Here is a 15,729-nt window from a genome sequence, read left to right on the forward strand (position 1 = left end):
AAACCGTGCGCTCTTAGCTCAGCTGGATAGAGTACCTGGCTACGAACCAGGCGGTCGGAGGTTCGAATCCTCCAGAGCGCGCCACTATTTAGGGTTTATTTCTTATGAGAATGAAAATCCTTGTGTTGAATTGTTGTTTACAACGAACTGCTGTTTACAACAAAGTGATACTAAAATCGTGCGTCCTTAGCTCAGCTGGATAGAGTACCTGGCTACGAACCAGGCGGTCGGAGGTTCGAATCCTCCAGGACGCGCCACTATTTAAGAGTTTCTTTCTTATTAGAATGAAAATCCTTGTATTGAATTGTTGTTTACAACGAACTGCTGTTTACAATGAAATGATACTAAAACCGTGCGCTCTTAGCTCAGCTGGATAGAGTACCTGGCTACGAACCAGGCGGTCGGAGGTTCGAATCCTCCAGAGCGCGCCACTATTATTAAAAAAACCTCGATTATTCGAGGTTTTTTTATGCCTAAAATCAAATGTTATTAAAGTGTTAAATTAATTTAATTAACTCATTGTATTAAAAGAATTTTTAGCACTTCTCATATCCTTTCTTGATCTTCATTAAATTTTCTTGGTTATTGCATATTTACTCACAGTTTAAACAACTGGAAATCACCTGTTTACTAGATTTATGTGACATCAGTGGCGAATAATTAACCTTATATGTGCGTTATCTATAAGAGAGCATTAAACAAAATTGACAAACTTTTACCAATCGAGATAATCCATGGGTCGGGATTAAATACGCTGAGTCCTGTACGTATGTCAGGATGACGAAGAAAGGAAGCAACATGACAAATATTGGAAGCCTGCTAGGAGATGCAGCAACCCTAATGCTAACAGGGATGTCTGTAGTCTTTATATTCCTAACTATTCTAGTTTATCTCGTTCGGTTGATGTCTAAACTGGTGCCAGAAGAAGTACCAGAGCCGATCGCAGCACCTAAAACAATTCAAAAAAAACAATCAAACCCTTCTGCTGTTAGTCCACAGGTTGTGGCAGCAATTTCGGCCGCGGTACGTCAATATCGTGTGTCTACTGCTAAGTAGCATTTAAAAGGATTAAAAAGGAGTTTATGAGCATGTCTAAACCACTAGCTATCACAGATGTGGTACTTCGTGATGCACACCAGTCACTATTCGCTACTCGTATGCGCATCGAAGATATGCTGCCAATTGCGGCAGAACTGGATAAAGTCGGTTACTGGTCTCTTGAAACTTGGGGCGGGGCGACATTTGATTCATGCATCCGTTTCTTAGGAGAAGATCCATGGGAGCGTTTGCGTGAGCTGAAAAAAGCAATGCCAAACACCCCAATGCAAATGCTACTTCGTGGTCAAAACCTTTTGGGTTACCGCCACTATGCAGATGATGTTGTAGAAAAATTTGTAGAACGCGCACATAAAAATGGTATGGATGTTTTCCGTATTTTTGATGCGATGAATGACGTTCGTAACTTTGAGACGGCAGTGAAAGCCACTATTGATGTTGGCGGTCACGCTCAAGGTACACTCTCTTACACGACGAGCCCTGTACATAACTCAGATACATGGGTTGACCTTGCCAAGCGCCTAGAAGACTTAGGCTGCCATTCTTTGTGCATCAAAGATATGTCAGGTCTGTTAAAGCCTTATGAAGCGGAAGAGCTGATTACACGCATTAAAGCATCGTGTGATGTTCCTTTAGCGCTGCATAGCCACGCGACAACGGGTCTATCGACAGCGACAGCGGTTAAAGCCGTCGAAGCTGGCATTGATATTCTCGATACTGCGATTTCTTCAATGAGCTGCACTTACGGTCATACACCAACTGAAACGGTTGTTGCTATGCTCGAAGGCACAGAGCGCGATACGAACCTTAAACTTGATCAGATTGAACCAATTGCCGCTTATTTCCGCAACGTTCGTAAAAAGTATGCGAAGTGGGAAGGGCAGTTAAAAGGTGTAGATTCTCGTATCTTGATCGCTCAAGTCCCTGGCGGCATGTTAACGAATATGGAAGGTCAGCTTAAAGAGCAAGGTGCAGCCGATCGTATGGATGAGGTTCTAGAAGAGATCCCACGCGTACGTAAGGAGCTTGGCTACATTCCTCTAGTGACACCAACTTCTCAGATTGTTGGTACTCAAGCGGTTATCAACGTTCTAACGGGTGAGCGCTATAAGAGCATCACTAAAGAGACTGCGGGTCTGCTGAAAGGCGAATACGGTCAAGCTCCTGCTGAGGTTGATGCTGAACTGCAAGCGAAAGTGTTAGATGGTGCTGAGCCAATCACGTGTCGTCCTGCTGATTTACTTAAGTCTGAAATGGATACGTTGACGACTGACCTTTTAGAAAAAGCGAAATCAGATGGTATTTCACTCGCTGAAGATACCGTTGATGATGTGCTTACATACGCACTGTTCCCACAAGTCGGTCTTAAGTTCCTTAAGAATCGCCGTAACCCTGAAGCATTTGAACCTGCACCAACGTTAGAAACAGCGGCTCCAGTTGCGACAGCTCCGGTACAGGCTTCTGGCGGCATTGAAAGCTACAGCGTGAAGGTTGACGGGCAGGTTTATGATGTTGAAGTTGGCCCTCAAGGTGAACTGACATCGGTATCTCCATCAGCGAAACCAGCACAAGTGGCTCAAGCAGCACCAGCTGCGGCTTCTGATGCAGAAGCCGTTCCAGCGCCGTTAGCGGGCAACATCTTTAAAGTTATCGTTCAGCCGGGTTCAGAAGTGGCTGAAGGCGATGTTCTGCTTATCTTGGAAGCGATGAAGATGGAAACGGAAGTTCGTGCTGCTCGTGGTGGTATCGTTCAAGAATTGAATGTAAAAGAAGGCGATGCAGTTACTGTAGGCGCTCCACTACTAAGCCTAGCGTAAGGGAGCACCATGGAAGGATTGATGACCTTATGGTCTGAAACAGGCATTGCTAACTTTGAGTTCGGTCAAATCTGTATGATGTTGGTCGGTTGCTCACTGCTGTTTTTGGCAATTCGAAAAGGATTTGAACCGTTACTTCTGCTACCTATTGGTTTTGGTGCTGTATTAGCAAACATTCCCAATGCTGGGTTTACGGATCCTGGCGGTTTGCTTTACTACGTTTATTACATTGGTATTGAAACGGGTATTTTCCCGCTACTTATCTTTATGGGCGTAGGTGCAATGACTGATTTCGGTGCGCTGATTGCGAACCCGAAAACGTTATGGTTAGGGGCTGCTGCTCAATTTGGTATCTTTGCTACGTTATTTGGGGCAATTTTACTAAATTACGTTCCTGGTATGGAATTTAGCATGGCGGATGCTTCGTCCATTGCCATTATTGGTGGTGCTGATGGTCCTACGGCTATCTTCTTAGCAAGCAAACTATCACCTGATCTATTAGGCGCTATTGCTGTAGCTGCATACAGCTATATGGCGTTAGTTCCTATTATTCAGCCACCAATAATGAAAGCGTTAACATCTCCTGAAGAGCGCCAAATTAAGATGGCTCAACTTCGTCATGTAAGCAAGGCTGAAAAGATCCTTTTCCCACTTGCAGTGTTACTAATGACGATTTTGTTCTTACCTTCAGCAACCCCTCTCGTAGGTATGTTCTGCTTGGGTAACTTAATGCGTGAAGCGGGTGTGGTTGATCGCCTTTCAAAAACGGCTCAAAACGAACTGATTAACGTTGTGACTATTTTCCTTGGTCTAGGGGTAGGCTCTAAGCTTCAAGCGGATACATTCTTGAATTTAGAGACGCTGGGTATTTTAGGGTTAGGTGCAGTGGCATTCAGTATTGGTACGGCTGGTGGTGTATTAATGGCGAAGGTTCTGAACCGCTTCTCTAAAGAGGATATAAACCCACTTATTGGTGCTGCTGGTGTATCAGCAGTTCCGATGGCGGCTCGTGTGGTTAATAAAGTTGGGCTTGAGGCTAACCCTCAAAACTTCTTGTTAATGCACGCAATGGGACCAAACGTTGCGGGTGTACTGGGTAGTGCAGTTGCAGCTGGTATCTTGTTGGCGCTCGTTGGGTAAGTCAATTGACGGTTAATTTGAGATCCATCAGTTAACTTAGTCAAACAAAATGGTTTATAGTCAAAGGGATGCTTTCGCATCCCTTTCTTTTTAACTAGAGTTTTATTCGTTCAGGCTTTATCAATCAGGGAAATGTTGAAATGGAAAATAAGCAAATTGCGATTACAGAGTTTGGTGGAGTTAATACATTAGCGATACAAACCAATTCAGTACCCACACCAAAATCAGGAGAAGTTGTCGTTAAAGTTGCATTTTCTGGGATCAACCCCATTGATGTTAAAACGAGAGCAGGTCTCGGTTGGGCAGCTGCTCAAAATAAAGACAACCTGCCTTGGGTGCCTGGGTATGATATTTCAGGACAAATATTCAGTTGTGGTGATGGCGTTAAACGTTTTTCTATCGGTGATAATGTTGCGGGCTTTATTGGCTTTCCATTAGTAGGTGGAGGGTATAGCCAATATGTATGTGTTTCTGAAAATGAGTTATGTGCAGTGCCTGATGCAGTGACATTAGAAGCGGCGGCGGCACTTCCTCTTGCTGGGCAAACGGCTGCTCAAGCCATTAATAAAGCACAAGTTAAAGAAGGCGATAGAGTTCTTATTCTAGCAGGAGCTGGTGGCGTGGGTCACTTAGCGGTGCAAATCGCGGTTGCAGCGAAAGCCGAAGTTTATACTACCTGTAGTGAAAGTAACTTGGATTATATGGCGACTCTTGGCGCTCATGCGATTAATTACCATTTTGCTCCTGCGTCTGAACGAGTGTCTGAAGTCGATGTGTTAATTGACTTGGTCGGTGGCGACACTGCTCTTGATGCTTTGAAATGTTTAAATGATGAAGCTCGCGTGGTGACGGTTCCAACACTCAGTGCAGAGCTTATTTGTGAGAAATCCAAGTTACTAGGTTTTCAAGCTACTGGCATGCTTGTAGAGCCTTCCCCAGAGCAGCTTGAAACTATGCTTTACATGGTCAGTGTAGGAATTTTGAAAACAGAAATTCAAACCACTTTCCCTATGAAAGAGGTTCAAGCTGCGCATTTACAAGTCGAAACTGGGCATACCAGAGGCAAGGTACTACTTAAAATGCAAGAAGGTTGATATGCAGTGCTAGATTTTTTTAATACTCTATTTGAAAGTACTGCACTCTGGTTTTCTGATTCTGCACTGTGGGTTTTATTTTTTAGTGGTTTTTTGAGTGCCACTTTATTGCCTGGCGGCTCTGAAGTTGGGCTTATCGCGACTTTAAGTCTCAATCAATTTTCAACAGCCTTAATTATTGCTATTGCGACCTTGGGCAATACCTTGGGTGGTTTAACCAATTATTGGCTGGGTTTATGGCTGCCTAATCGAACTCAATCAGAGAAGCATGGTCATAAAGCTATGTCTTGGTTGAGTAAATACGGCTATTGGACGTTATTATTTAGTTGGTTGCCGATTATTGGCGACCCTTTATGCTTAGCTGCTGGCTGGTTAAGAATGAAATTTTTACCAAGTTTAGTGTTGATCGCTATAGGTAAAGGTTTGCGTTACAGCTTATTGGCGGCAATTTATTTTGGTTTTTTCTAAGGAGAACCTATGAAAAAGGTTTTACTTGGTACATTTTCTCTTATTGCCGTTGCTGGCTGCTCTCACAATGTACCTGTGTCTATCCCTTTCTTTTCGTCTTTACCTGAAGGTGTAACCTTGGTTGAAGAAGTGGAAGCTTCATCAAATAAGGTTGTTATTCCCTATAATAAGTACCAGCTTGCAAATGGTCTTACCGTTATTTTATCTCCAGATGATTCCGATCCTTTAGTACATGTAGATGTCACTTACCACGTAGGCTCTGCCCGAGAAGATATTGGTAAGTCTGGCTTTGCCCATTTTTTTGAGCATATGATGTTTCAAGGATCTGAAAATGTAGGTGACCAGCAGCACTTTAAAATTATCACTGAAGCGGGTGGCACTTTAAATGGTACAACGAACCGAGACCGTACCAACTATTTTGAAACTGTCCCTGCGAATCAGTTAGAGAAAATGCTGTGGTTGGAATCAGATCGCATGGGCTTTTTGATTGATGCGGTTTCTCAGCGTAAATTTGAAGTTCAGAGAGATACAGTTAAAAACGAACGTGCTCAGAATTATGAAAATCGACCATATGGACTCATGTGGGAGCGAATGAGTGAAGCCCTTTACCCAGAAGGACATCCTTACTCATGGCAACCTATTGGGTATGTTGAAGATCTAGATCGAGTTGATGTAAATGACCTGAAAGCATTCTTCTTACGCTGGTATGGTCCGAATAACGCAGTATTAACCATTGGCGGCGATCTTGATGTAGATGACACCTTAGAGTGGGTGAATAAATACTTCGGTACCATTCCAAGAGGTCCAGCAGTTGAACAAGCAGAGAAGCAACCCGCTCAGTTAACCCAAGATAAATACATTACGCTGGAAGATAATATCCGTCAGCCGATGGTTCTGGTCGGTTGGCCGACGACATATCGTGGTGAAGACAACCAAGCATCATTAAATGCTCTGTCTAACGTGTTAGGGGGAGGAACGAATAGTTATCTTTACCAAAACTTAGTGAAAACACAAAAAGCAGTGAGCGCCGGTTCATTCCAAGATTGTGCCGAACTTGCCTGCACCATGTATGTTTATGCGATGGGAGATTCTGGAGATAAAGGTGACTTAACAGACCTTTATAAAGAGTTGATGCAAACATTGGGTAAATTTGAAAAAGAAGGAGTAACTCAAGAGCGGCTCGATCAAATTACAGGAATGGCAGAAGCTGATGCCGTTTTCGCATTACAAAGTGTGAAAGGAAAAGTGTCACAGTTAGCTTCAAATGAAACTTTTTATGGGCAGCCTGATCGTATTGAAACTCAGTTAGAACAGATTCGCTCAGTTACACCTGAAAGTGTCGTGACGGCTTACGATTCGTTCATTAAAGATCAATCAAAGGTAACGCTGAGCGTAGTACCTAAAGGGAAGCTATCTCTAGCAGTACAAGAAGCTACATTTGTTACACCTGATCGTACGTTACCAGAATACGCAAAAACATCAGAAGAACAGCTTGATGTTAGAAAAGCGGTCGATGATTTTGACAGAAGTGTGATACCTGAAGTGACCTTTGGTATAAAAGCAAATATGCCAGAGTTATATCGTGTTCATTATGATAATGGCGCAGAGCTAATTGGTTCTGAAACGAGTGAAACTCCAACGGTACAGCTACAAATTCAAATGCCGGCTGGCGAGCGCTATGTTAAAAAAGGGCAAGAAGGATTAGCTAGCTTAACATCATCAATGTTGGAGGAAGGGTCAACGACTCGAACGGTGGAAGAGCTTCAAGCAGCATTGGATATGCTAGGCAGTAATGTCAGTATTAGCGCTGGCAGCTACACTACATCGATTTCAGTATCGAGCTTAGAAAAGCACCTTTCTCAAACCCTTGATATCGCAGAAGAAATCTTATTTACACCTAAATTCTCACCTGAAGACTTTGCTAGAGTTAAGAATCAAATGCTAGAAGGCATTGTTTATCAGCACCAACAACCAAGTTGGATGGCATCTCAGGCAACCCGTGAAGTGGTATTTGGCGATAGTATTTTCGGTCGTGTAAGCGACGGTACAAAGCAATCTATAGAAAAGTTAACGCTTGAAGATGTAAAACGCTTCTACAAAGAACATTACACACCTGAGGGGGCGCATATTATTGTCGTCGGTGACATTTCAAAGAGAGCAATTAAAAAGCAATTATCCTTCTTTGAAAATTGGAAAGGTGAAGCGGCTCCTATTGTTCGCCCTGAAACCGTTCGCACGCTTGATAAGCAAAGTTTGTACTTAGTGGATAAGCCTGGAGCGCCACAAAGTATCGTGCGTTTAGTGCGTCGAGGGTTGCCTTTTGATGCTACCGGAGAACTTTATCAAAGCCAATTAGCGAACTTTAATTTAGCAGGCAACTTCAATAGTCGTATCAATCAGAATTTGCGAGAAGATAAAGGCTATACCTATGGTGCACGAGGCTATTTTGCTAGTAGCCGTGAAGATGGTGCTGTTGTATTTACCGCTCAAGTGAGAGCGAATGCTACAGTGCCAGCCATCGAAGAGTTTATTTCTGAGTTGAGTGAGTTTAGCCAAAATGGTCTAACAGATGATGAATTGGCATTCATGCGCTTAGCTGTGGGGCAAAAAGATGCGCTTAAGTATGAAACACCAAGTCAAAAAGCTGGATTGCTAAGCAATATTGCAACTTTAGGGTTGGATGATGACTACCTAAAGCAGAGAAATGATATTGTAGAATACATAGATAAAGAGACGCTTGATGCGCTTGCTCTTAAATGGTTTAACCCACAGGACTATCAAATAATTGTTGTTGGGGACGCTAATTCGCTTCGCCCACAACTAGAAAAACTAGATATTCCAATAGAAGAGCTTGAAATCATCCGTTAGAGTACACATTAAAGGGGGAGAAAGGCGAATAGTCGCCTTCTTCCAGAACCTAATTTATGATGAGTTCTAATCAGAACGATATAAGATAAGTGAACGACATTTTGACTGATTTTGCTGCGCGACTAAAGCAAGTTGCATCTAACCCTAAGACCTTCTCTGAATTTGGTCGAGGTGTTGAAAGGGAAACATTACGCTACAAGGAAGATGGTCGTCTAGCCTTAGGTCTGCACCCAAAATCTTTAGGCTCGGCATTGACGAATGAATGGGTAACGACAGATTTCTCTGAGTCATTACTAGAGTTCATTACTCCGGTTTCGAATGAAGTCCCAACACTTCTAAACCAATTAGCGGATATTCACCACTTCACTCAAACAAAGCTTGAAGGTGAAAAGCTATGGCCGCTTTCTATGCCTTGCTATGTTGGCAGTGAAGATGATATTCAGTTGGCGCAATATGGTTCATCTAATAACGGTCAAATGAAAACATTATACCGTGAAGGTTTGAAGCGACGTTACGGCAGCTTAATGCAGATTATCTCAGGCGTGCATTTCAATTTCTCTTTCCCAGAAAGCTTTTGGGATACTTTATTAGGTGAGCAACCTGAAGACGAAAGAAAAGATGCGAAGTCGAAAGCTTACTTTGGGCTTATTCGTAATTACTATCGTTTCGGTTGGTTAATTCCATACTTCTTTGGTGCATCACCAGCGCTATGCTCATCTTTTATCAAAGGGCGCGAGACGAATCTACCGTTTGAGAAAATTGGTGAAACGCTTTATTTACCTAAAGCAACGGCTTTACGTTTAAGTGACCTTGGCTATACCAATAGCGCGCAAAGTGTATTGAAAATTGGATTCAACAGTCTTGACCAATATTTAGACGGCTTAAATCAAGCGATTCGTACGCCGTCAGAAGAGTTTGCGGAAATTGGCGTGAAAGTTGATGGTCAATATCGTCAGCTAAACAGTAATGTACTGCAGATCGAAAATGAACTTTATGCCCCTATCCGCCCTAAGCGAGTCGCTAAAAATGGTGAGAAACCATCAGAAGCACTGGCGCGTGGTGGTGTTGAGTATATTGAAGTGCGCTCACTCGATGTTAACCCGTTTAGCTCGATTGGTATTACAGAGCAACAAGTGCGCTTCCTCGATTTGTTCCTAACGTGGAGCGCGTTGTCTGACTCAGCTGAAATGGATAACTGCGAATTAGAATGCTGGCGCGACAACTGGAATAAAGTCATCCTAGAAGGTCGTCAGCCTGGTTTAGAGTTACAAATCGGTTGTAAGGGTGAAAGACTCTCTCTTCAAGATTGGGCTAAACGAGTATTCAAAGATTTACGAGCGATTGCTGAAGTGATGGATGCAGAACAAGGTGACCATGCGTATCAAGAGACATGTGATACGTTAGAGCAATGGATTGATAATCCTGAGCTCACCATCTCTGGTCAACTTCTTGCAGAAACGAAGAAGTTAGGCGGTTTAGGTAAAGTTGGCTGTAGCTATGGAAAAGCTTATGCACAGCAACACAAAGACCACCAATATAAAGTTTATTCGGCAAGTTTGATGGAGGCTGAAGTTGAACGCTCACTGGCGGCACAAAATCAAGCTGAGTCTGCCGATACTCAAGACTTTGATAGCTTTTTGAGTGATTATTTCTCGTACTTAAAAGCTTAAATTTAGCGAGACTAGACGTTTGAATACAATGCGTTCATCAAATGTATTTTTCAGATACCGACAGCTTATTACTGTCGGTATTTTTGCTGTTCTTTTAAGTGGGTGTGCAACTCCTCCTCCAAAACAGCAAAGTAATATTTGCAGCATTTTTCGAGAGAACTCATCTTGGTATGATGATGCCCTAGATATGGAAGAAGAATGGGGAACGCCCATTAATGTCGCTATGGCATTTGTGAAACAAGAAAGCAGCTTTAGGCATGATGCTCGACCACCCAAAGATTACTTACTTGGCTTTATTCCATGGGGGCACGTGAGCAGTGCTTATGGCTATGCTCAGGCTCAAGATCCTGCATGGGAAGATTTTCAAAAAGCGACTGGGTATGGCGGCTCAAGAACAAATTTTGATGATGCACTTATGTTTATTGGTTGGTATACCCATGAGACTCGCCGCCAGCTAGGGGTATCTCTTTGGGACCCATATAATCAATACCTGGCTTATCACGAAGGACGTGGTGGCTATAAGCGTAAATCATATAACAGCAAGCCATCTTTAATTAAGGTCGCTCGCAAAGTCGAACAACAAGCAAAAGATTACGGGTGGCAGTTAAAGCAATGTCGCCAAGAATTGGAAGATAATCGAAGTTGGTTTTTTTAGCCAACTGTCATGGAGAAGAACAATGCCTTTATTAGATAGTTTTACTGTTGATCACACACGAATGAATGCGCCAGCGGTTCGTGTTGCTAAAACAATGCAAACCCCTAAAGGGGATACCATCACAGTATTTGATTTACGTTTTACTGCTCCAAATAAAGATATCTTATCTGAAAAAGGTATCCATACTTTAGAGCACTTATATGCTGGTTTTATGCGAGCGCATTTAAACGGTACAAATGTAGAGATTATTGATATATCGCCTATGGGATGTCGTACAGGTTTCTACATGAGCCTTATTGGTACACCAACAGAGCAGTTTGTTGCAGACTCTTGGTTAGCGGCAATGGAAGATGTTCTGAAAGTAGAAAACCAGAATAAGATCCCAGAGCTGAATGAGTATCAGTGTGGAACTGCATCTATGCACTCTTTAGATGAAGCTAAAGATATTGCTAAAGCGATTATTTCTGCGGGTATCGCAGTGAATAAAAATGATGAACTGGCTCTGCCTGAATCAATGCTGCAAGAGTTAAAAATCGACTAGTTTCGATGTGTTCATCTGCTGCCCTTTAGGTTGATTTACAAAGTAGGGTGAAGAGATTAAAAAAAGAGCCTCATTCAATGAATGAGGCTCTTTTTTATATGTGCTCAACAATCGAGTTGTTTTTGAATAGATGATGCGCTGTTTATTGAAGCCTATTGAACGAGTTGAGGGAAGACTTTCACCAGTTTTATGCGGTTTTCTTCTAACTCAACAATTTCCATCGGGTGACTCGCTACTTGTACACTAAGGTGACTTTCAGGAATATCTTCTAAATGTTCGAGGATTAAACCATTAAGAGTTCGTGGTCCATCTGTAGGCAAAGCCCACTGTAGACCTTTATTAATGTCTCGAATGTTGGCACTGCCTTCAATTAAGAAACTGCCGTCGCTTTGAGGGGTTATCTCTTCGGATAAACTTGGAGCAATTGAGGTAGTAAATTCACCAACAATCTCTTCTAAAATATCCTCTAATGTGACTAACCCATTTATATCGCCATATTCATCAACGATTAGACCAATGCGCTGTTTATTTCTTTGGAATTTTAGCAGTTGGACGTTGAGTGGCGTGGACTCAGGAATGAAGTAAATCTCGTCGGCTGCTCGTAACAAAGTTTCTTTATTAAATTCATTTTTCTCAAGCATCAACCTGTAAGCTTCTCGTAACCTCAACATCCCCACCACTTCATCAATCTGATCTCGGTATAAAACAATGCGGCCATGAGGTGAGTGAGTGAGCTGGCGAACGATAGACTTCCAGTCATCGTTAATATCGATTCCTGTAATTTCGTTACGTGGAACCATAATGTCATTCACGGTTACATGCTCTAAATCGAGAATCGATACCAACATGTCCTGGTGGCGTTGAGGTATAAGCGTTCCTGCTTCATTTACTACTGTTCGTAGTTCATCTGAGCTGAGGTGATCAGGCGCATTATGGTCAACCTTTACGCCGAGTATCTTAATAAACCCATTTGTTATGAAGTTTACGAGAATAACAAGAGGGGAAAGAAGCTTCATTAAGATAGTCAGCAATATACTGCTGGCATAGGAAACACGTTCAGGAAATAAAGAGGCAATTGTTTTTGGTGTGACTTCAGCAAAAACAAGAATGACGAGGGTAAGAGCACCAGTAGCAATGGCGACACCAATGTCCCCGTAGATACGCATACCAAGAATCGTCGCAATAGCAGAAGCGAGGATATTAACGAGGTTGTTACCAATAAGAATTAAGCCAATCAACCTGTCAGGGCGACTCAGCAGCTTTTCGACTCGTTTGGCACCTTTATGCCCCGTGTTAGCAAGATGCTTTAAACGGTAGCGGTTCAAAGACATCATGCCCGTTTCGGAACCAGAAAAATAACCAGAGATTATGATGAGACACGCGAGTAGCGCAAATAAGATACCCGTTGATATGTCGTTCAAACTATTTTTTCCTATTCCATTTCTGATTAATTTATGACCGAATGTGGTCTTGGTGTCAATTGAATATAGCGTATTCAATATTTTAAAGGCAAGGGCACTGATGCCCTTACCTTATTAATAAAGTGATTAAGTGAGTATGACTTCTTGAACGAATCGGCTGCCAAAGTATGCCAATGTTAGAATGCTTGCGCCTGCAACTGCAAACCAAGTGACTTTCTGACCTCTCCAACCTTTTTGGTAGTGACCCCATAGTAGGGTGGTATAGATGATCCAAGCTATAAAGGAGAGAACGGCTTTATGAGCTTTACCTTGTGCAAACATATCTTCGACAAAAATAAAGCCAGTCAGCAAAGTGCCAGTGAGTAATAAGTTACCGATTAAAATTATTTTAAATAACTGCCTTTCGACCATCATCAAAGGAGGTAAATTTGGATTGATGGCGAGTGCTTTTTTCTTTTTGAGTTTATGATCTAGCCACGCGAGTTGTAGAGCATATAAAGCTCCGATTGTAAGTGTGGCGTAAGAGAATAAGGCTAATGATATGTGCATGAGCAGCTTAGGATCTTGCTCTAAATGCTTTATGAAAGTACTAGGTAAAAAAGAAGCGGCAACTAAGTTGATTGCTGCGAAGCTATAAACAACGGGCAATAAAAACCATAGACGATTCTTTAACATCGCAGCACTCATCACAAAAGAGATGATGAAGCTGATGAGAGAAGCAACATTTAAAATGCTTAGATTCTGACCGCTTGCATTGAAAATTAGATCACTGAGCAGCCAAGCATGAAAAACCAAAGCAAGTAACGCACTAACGAATACTGTTTTCGTGCGAATGCCGGTCTGATGAGCAAGACCTGGAATAATAGTGGATATAGCCATTACGTAGAGAAAGGCTGCTGCTATTGCAATGAGACTGTCCATGGTTTCCATAAAAAATGATTGTCGTAATCAACGAATTATACCTTGCATCGCGCGCTTGGGCTATGGTCCAACCATATTCAATTTAAATCGAACAATGGTCCAGGTCACACCCATGAATTATTAACGGCTTACAACGGGTATGACTCTAATCCACGCTAATGTATACTGACAGTAATAATCGCAGGACTGAGCGAAGAGAAAACTATGTTTGATAATTTAACGGATCGTCTATCCAAAACGCTGAAGAACATCAGTGGTAAAGGTCGTCTGACTGAAGACAATATTAAAGAGACGTTACGTGAAGTACGTATGGCTCTTCTTGAAGCTGATGTTGCACTGCCCGTTGTTCGTGATTTCGTAAAGCGCGTAAAAGAAGGTGCAGTAGGCGTAGAGGTTTCTAAATCTCTAACACCTGGTCAAGAATTCATTAAGATCGTACAAGCTGAACTTGAAGCGGTAATGGGGGACTCTAATGAGGCTCTTGATTTAGCTGCTCAGCCGCCAGCCGTCATCCTTATGGCTGGTTTGCAAGGTGCAGGTAAAACGACCAGTGTTGCTAAGCTTTCGAAGCTATTAACTGAGCGTGATAAAAAGAAAGTATTGGTTGTATCTGCCGACGTTTATCGTCCTGCGGCAATCAAACAACTTGAAACATTAGCATCTGAAGTTGGTGTGGACTTCTTCCCGTCATCAGCTGATCAAAAACCTATTGATATTGCTAATGGCGCGATTGATCACGCGAAGAAAAAATTCTACGACGTACTTCTTGTCGATACCGCTGGTCGCTTAGCGATTGACGAAGACATGATGGCGGAAATTAAAGAGCTTCATACTGCAATTACGCCTGTTGAAACTCTGTTCGTTGTTGATGCAATGACTGGTCAAGATGCAGCAAATACAGCGAAAGCGTTTGGCGATACACTGCCTTTAACGGGTGTCATCTTAACGAAAGTTGATGGTGATGCTCGTGGTGGTGCTGCGCTATCTGTTCGTCACATTACCGGTAAACCAATTAAGTTCTTGGGTGTTGGTGAGAAAACTGACGCATTAGAACCTTTCCACCCTGATCGTGTTGCTTCTCGTATCCTTGGTATGGGCGACGTACTGTCTCTTATTGAAGACCTGCAGAAAAACGTTGATACCGAAAAAGCAGAGAAGCTAGCTAAAAAGTTCAAAGAGAAAAAAGGCTTTGACCTTGAAGATTTCCGTGAACAGCTTGGTCAAATGCACAACATGGGAGGCATGATGGGCATGATGGATAAGCTTCCTGGTATGTCTCAGCTCCCTGATAATGTGAAAGACAAAGTCGACGATAAGATGTTCAAGCAAATGGAAGCTATTATTAATTCCATGACTATGAAAGAGCGTCAACGCCCTGAACTGATTAAAGGTTCTCGTAAGAAACGTATCGCCGCGGGTTCTGGAACTCAAGTTCAAGATGTAAACCGTATGCTTAAGCAATTCACCCAAATGCAAAAAATGATGAAGAAAATGCAGAAAGGCGGCATGAAAGGCATGATGCGCAACATGCAAGGCATGATGGGCGGCGGTGGTATGGGCGGAATGGGTGGTGGCTTTAATCCGTTTGGTCGATAATATACAAATGTAACCTTTAGCTACGTTACTTTTCATAGTGTTAGCCGTGTCACAGAAAGTGTACAGTTGCTATGTTGGTGAAAAAGTAGCTAAAGCCCTTGCATTGCACCGGAATAAGAGTAAAATTCCGGGGCTTTAATTTGGCACGAGACCCCAAGCTATTTACTTATACTTGGGGTTAATTATTTTTTTAAGAAAGCAAAGAGGACGACATGGTAACCATTCGTTTGGCACGTCACGGTGCAAAGAAGCGCCCATTCTATCAAATCGTAGTTGCGGATAGCCGTAACGCTGCAACTGGCCGTTTCATCGAGAAAGTAGGTTTCTTTAACCCTACTGCTCAAGGTCAAGAAGAAGGTCTACGTCTAGACCTAGATCGCGTTAACCATTGGGTTGGTCAAGGCGCATCTCTTTCTGACCGCGTAGCTAAGCTAGTTAAAGACGCTCAAAAAGCGGCTTAATTCTTTTTTAAAGAGAAATAG

Annotated in this window: 13 protein-coding genes and 3 tRNA genes; 14 read left to right on the top strand and 2 right to left on the bottom strand. The window is 42.5% G+C overall.

The window, feature by feature from the left end; all coding sequences use genetic code 11:
• The first annotated feature begins 7 nt into the window (after positions 1-7).
• The 12 genes from F0226_RS10620 to luxS all read left to right on the top strand — a co-directional run bounded on the left by F0226_RS10620 (position 8) and on the right by luxS (position 11,309).
• Positions 8-84, top strand: a tRNA-Arg gene (locus F0226_RS10620).
• A 96-nt stretch (positions 85-180) separates the two neighbouring features.
• A tRNA-Arg gene (locus F0226_RS10625) sits at positions 181-257 on the top strand.
• Between the two features lie 97 nt (positions 258-354).
• Positions 355-431 (top strand) — tRNA-Arg (locus F0226_RS10630).
• Between the two features lie 367 nt (positions 432-798).
• The gene (locus F0226_RS10635; protein WP_137373361.1) at positions 799-1,056 is read left to right on the top strand and encodes an oxaloacetate decarboxylase subunit gamma; all 258 of its coding nucleotides are present in this window, start codon (positions 799-801) and stop codon (positions 1,054-1,056) included.
• A gap of 32 nt (positions 1,057-1,088) precedes the next feature.
• Positions 1,089-2,873 carry a sodium-extruding oxaloacetate decarboxylase subunit alpha gene (gene oadA / locus F0226_RS10640; RefSeq protein ID WP_171735614.1) on the top strand — a complete coding sequence of 595 codons (1,785 nt, stop codon included), beginning with the start codon at positions 1,089-1,091 and terminating at the stop codon, positions 2,871-2,873.
• A 9-nt stretch (positions 2,874-2,882) separates the two neighbouring features.
• On the top strand, positions 2,883-4,013 hold the full coding sequence (locus F0226_RS10645) for a sodium ion-translocating decarboxylase subunit beta (protein ID WP_171735615.1): 1,131 nt from the start codon (positions 2,883-2,885) through the stop codon (positions 4,011-4,013).
• Between the two features lie 140 nt (positions 4,014-4,153).
• A complete protein-coding gene (locus F0226_RS10650; protein ID WP_171735616.1) occupies positions 4,154-5,107 on the top strand; it encodes an NADP-dependent oxidoreductase in 954 nt (317 codons plus the stop codon).
• A 6-nt stretch (positions 5,108-5,113) separates the two neighbouring features.
• Positions 5,114-5,575, top strand: coding sequence for a VTT domain-containing protein (locus tag F0226_RS10655; RefSeq protein WP_171735617.1), 462 nt, complete (start codon positions 5,114-5,116; stop codon positions 5,573-5,575).
• A 9-nt stretch (positions 5,576-5,584) separates the two neighbouring features.
• Positions 5,585-8,443: a pitrilysin family protein gene (locus F0226_RS10660; RefSeq protein WP_171735618.1), complete on the top strand. Its 2,859-nt coding sequence runs from the start codon at positions 5,585-5,587 to the stop codon at positions 8,441-8,443.
• A gap of 101 nt (positions 8,444-8,544) precedes the next feature.
• Positions 8,545-10,113 carry a glutamate--cysteine ligase gene (gene gshA / locus F0226_RS10665; protein WP_171735727.1) on the top strand — a complete coding sequence of 523 codons (1,569 nt, stop codon included), beginning with the start codon at positions 8,545-8,547 and terminating at the stop codon, positions 10,111-10,113.
• Positions 10,114-10,141: 28 nt separating this feature from the next.
• On the top strand, positions 10,142-10,768 hold the full coding sequence (locus tag F0226_RS10670) for a hypothetical protein (protein ID WP_171735619.1): 627 nt from the start codon (positions 10,142-10,144) through the stop codon (positions 10,766-10,768).
• A gap of 22 nt (positions 10,769-10,790) precedes the next feature.
• Positions 10,791-11,309 (top strand): S-ribosylhomocysteine lyase, encoded by a 519-nt coding sequence (luxS, locus tag F0226_RS10675; protein ID WP_171735620.1) that lies wholly within the window; start codon positions 10,791-10,793, stop codon positions 11,307-11,309.
• Positions 11,310-11,461: 152 nt separating this feature from the next.
• Here luxS and F0226_RS10680 read toward each other — a convergent pair whose 3' ends face one another.
• Together F0226_RS10680 and F0226_RS10685 are read right to left on the bottom strand one after the other, a co-directional pair.
• A complete protein-coding gene (locus F0226_RS10680) occupies positions 11,462-12,730 on the bottom strand; it encodes a CNNM domain-containing protein (protein WP_171735621.1) in 1,269 nt (422 codons plus the stop codon).
• Between the two features lie 126 nt (positions 12,731-12,856).
• Positions 12,857-13,651, bottom strand: coding sequence for an inner membrane protein YpjD (locus F0226_RS10685; RefSeq protein ID WP_171735622.1), 795 nt, complete (start codon positions 13,649-13,651; stop codon positions 12,857-12,859).
• Positions 13,652-13,855: 204 nt separating this feature from the next.
• On the opposite strand from F0226_RS10685, the gene ffh reads away from it, so the two are divergent.
• Together ffh and rpsP are read left to right on the top strand one after the other, a co-directional pair.
• Positions 13,856-15,247: a signal recognition particle protein gene (ffh, locus tag F0226_RS10690; RefSeq protein ID WP_171735623.1), complete on the top strand. Its 1,392-nt coding sequence runs from the start codon at positions 13,856-13,858 to the stop codon at positions 15,245-15,247.
• A gap of 212 nt (positions 15,248-15,459) precedes the next feature.
• Positions 15,460-15,708 carry a 30S ribosomal protein S16 gene (gene rpsP / locus F0226_RS10695; RefSeq protein ID WP_004410028.1) on the top strand — a complete coding sequence of 83 codons (249 nt, stop codon included), beginning with the start codon at positions 15,460-15,462 and terminating at the stop codon, positions 15,706-15,708.
• Positions 15,709-15,729: the final 21 nt, after the last annotated feature.

The organism is Vibrio sp. 99-70-13A1, assembly GCF_013114625.1.
In the GTDB taxonomy this organism is placed as follows: domain Bacteria; phylum Pseudomonadota; class Gammaproteobacteria; order Enterobacterales; family Vibrionaceae; genus Vibrio.

Coding starts and splice junctions, on each gene's coding strand:
- F0226_RS10635 (WP_137373361.1), top strand. CDS start 799: ATGACAAATATTGGAAGCCTGCTAGGAGATGCAGCAACCCTAATGCTA.
- oadA (WP_171735614.1), top strand. CDS start 1,089: ATGTCTAAACCACTAGCTATCACAGATGTGGTACTTCGTGATGCACAC.
- F0226_RS10645 (WP_171735615.1), top strand. CDS start 2,883: ATGGAAGGATTGATGACCTTATGGTCTGAAACAGGCATTGCTAACTTT.
- F0226_RS10650 (WP_171735616.1), top strand. CDS start 4,154: ATGGAAAATAAGCAAATTGCGATTACAGAGTTTGGTGGAGTTAATACA.
- F0226_RS10660 (WP_171735618.1), top strand. CDS start 5,585: ATGAAAAAGGTTTTACTTGGTACATTTTCTCTTATTGCCGTTGCTGGC.
- F0226_RS10670 (WP_171735619.1), top strand. CDS start 10,142: ATGCGTTCATCAAATGTATTTTTCAGATACCGACAGCTTATTACTGTC.
- luxS (WP_171735620.1), top strand. CDS start 10,791: ATGCCTTTATTAGATAGTTTTACTGTTGATCACACACGAATGAATGCG.
- F0226_RS10685 (WP_171735622.1), bottom strand. CDS start 13,651: ATGGACAGTCTCATTGCAATAGCAGCAGCCTTTCTCTACGTAATGGCT.
- ffh (WP_171735623.1), top strand. CDS start 13,856: ATGTTTGATAATTTAACGGATCGTCTATCCAAAACGCTGAAGAACATC.
- rpsP (WP_004410028.1), top strand. CDS start 15,460: ATGGTAACCATTCGTTTGGCACGTCACGGTGCAAAGAAGCGCCCATTC.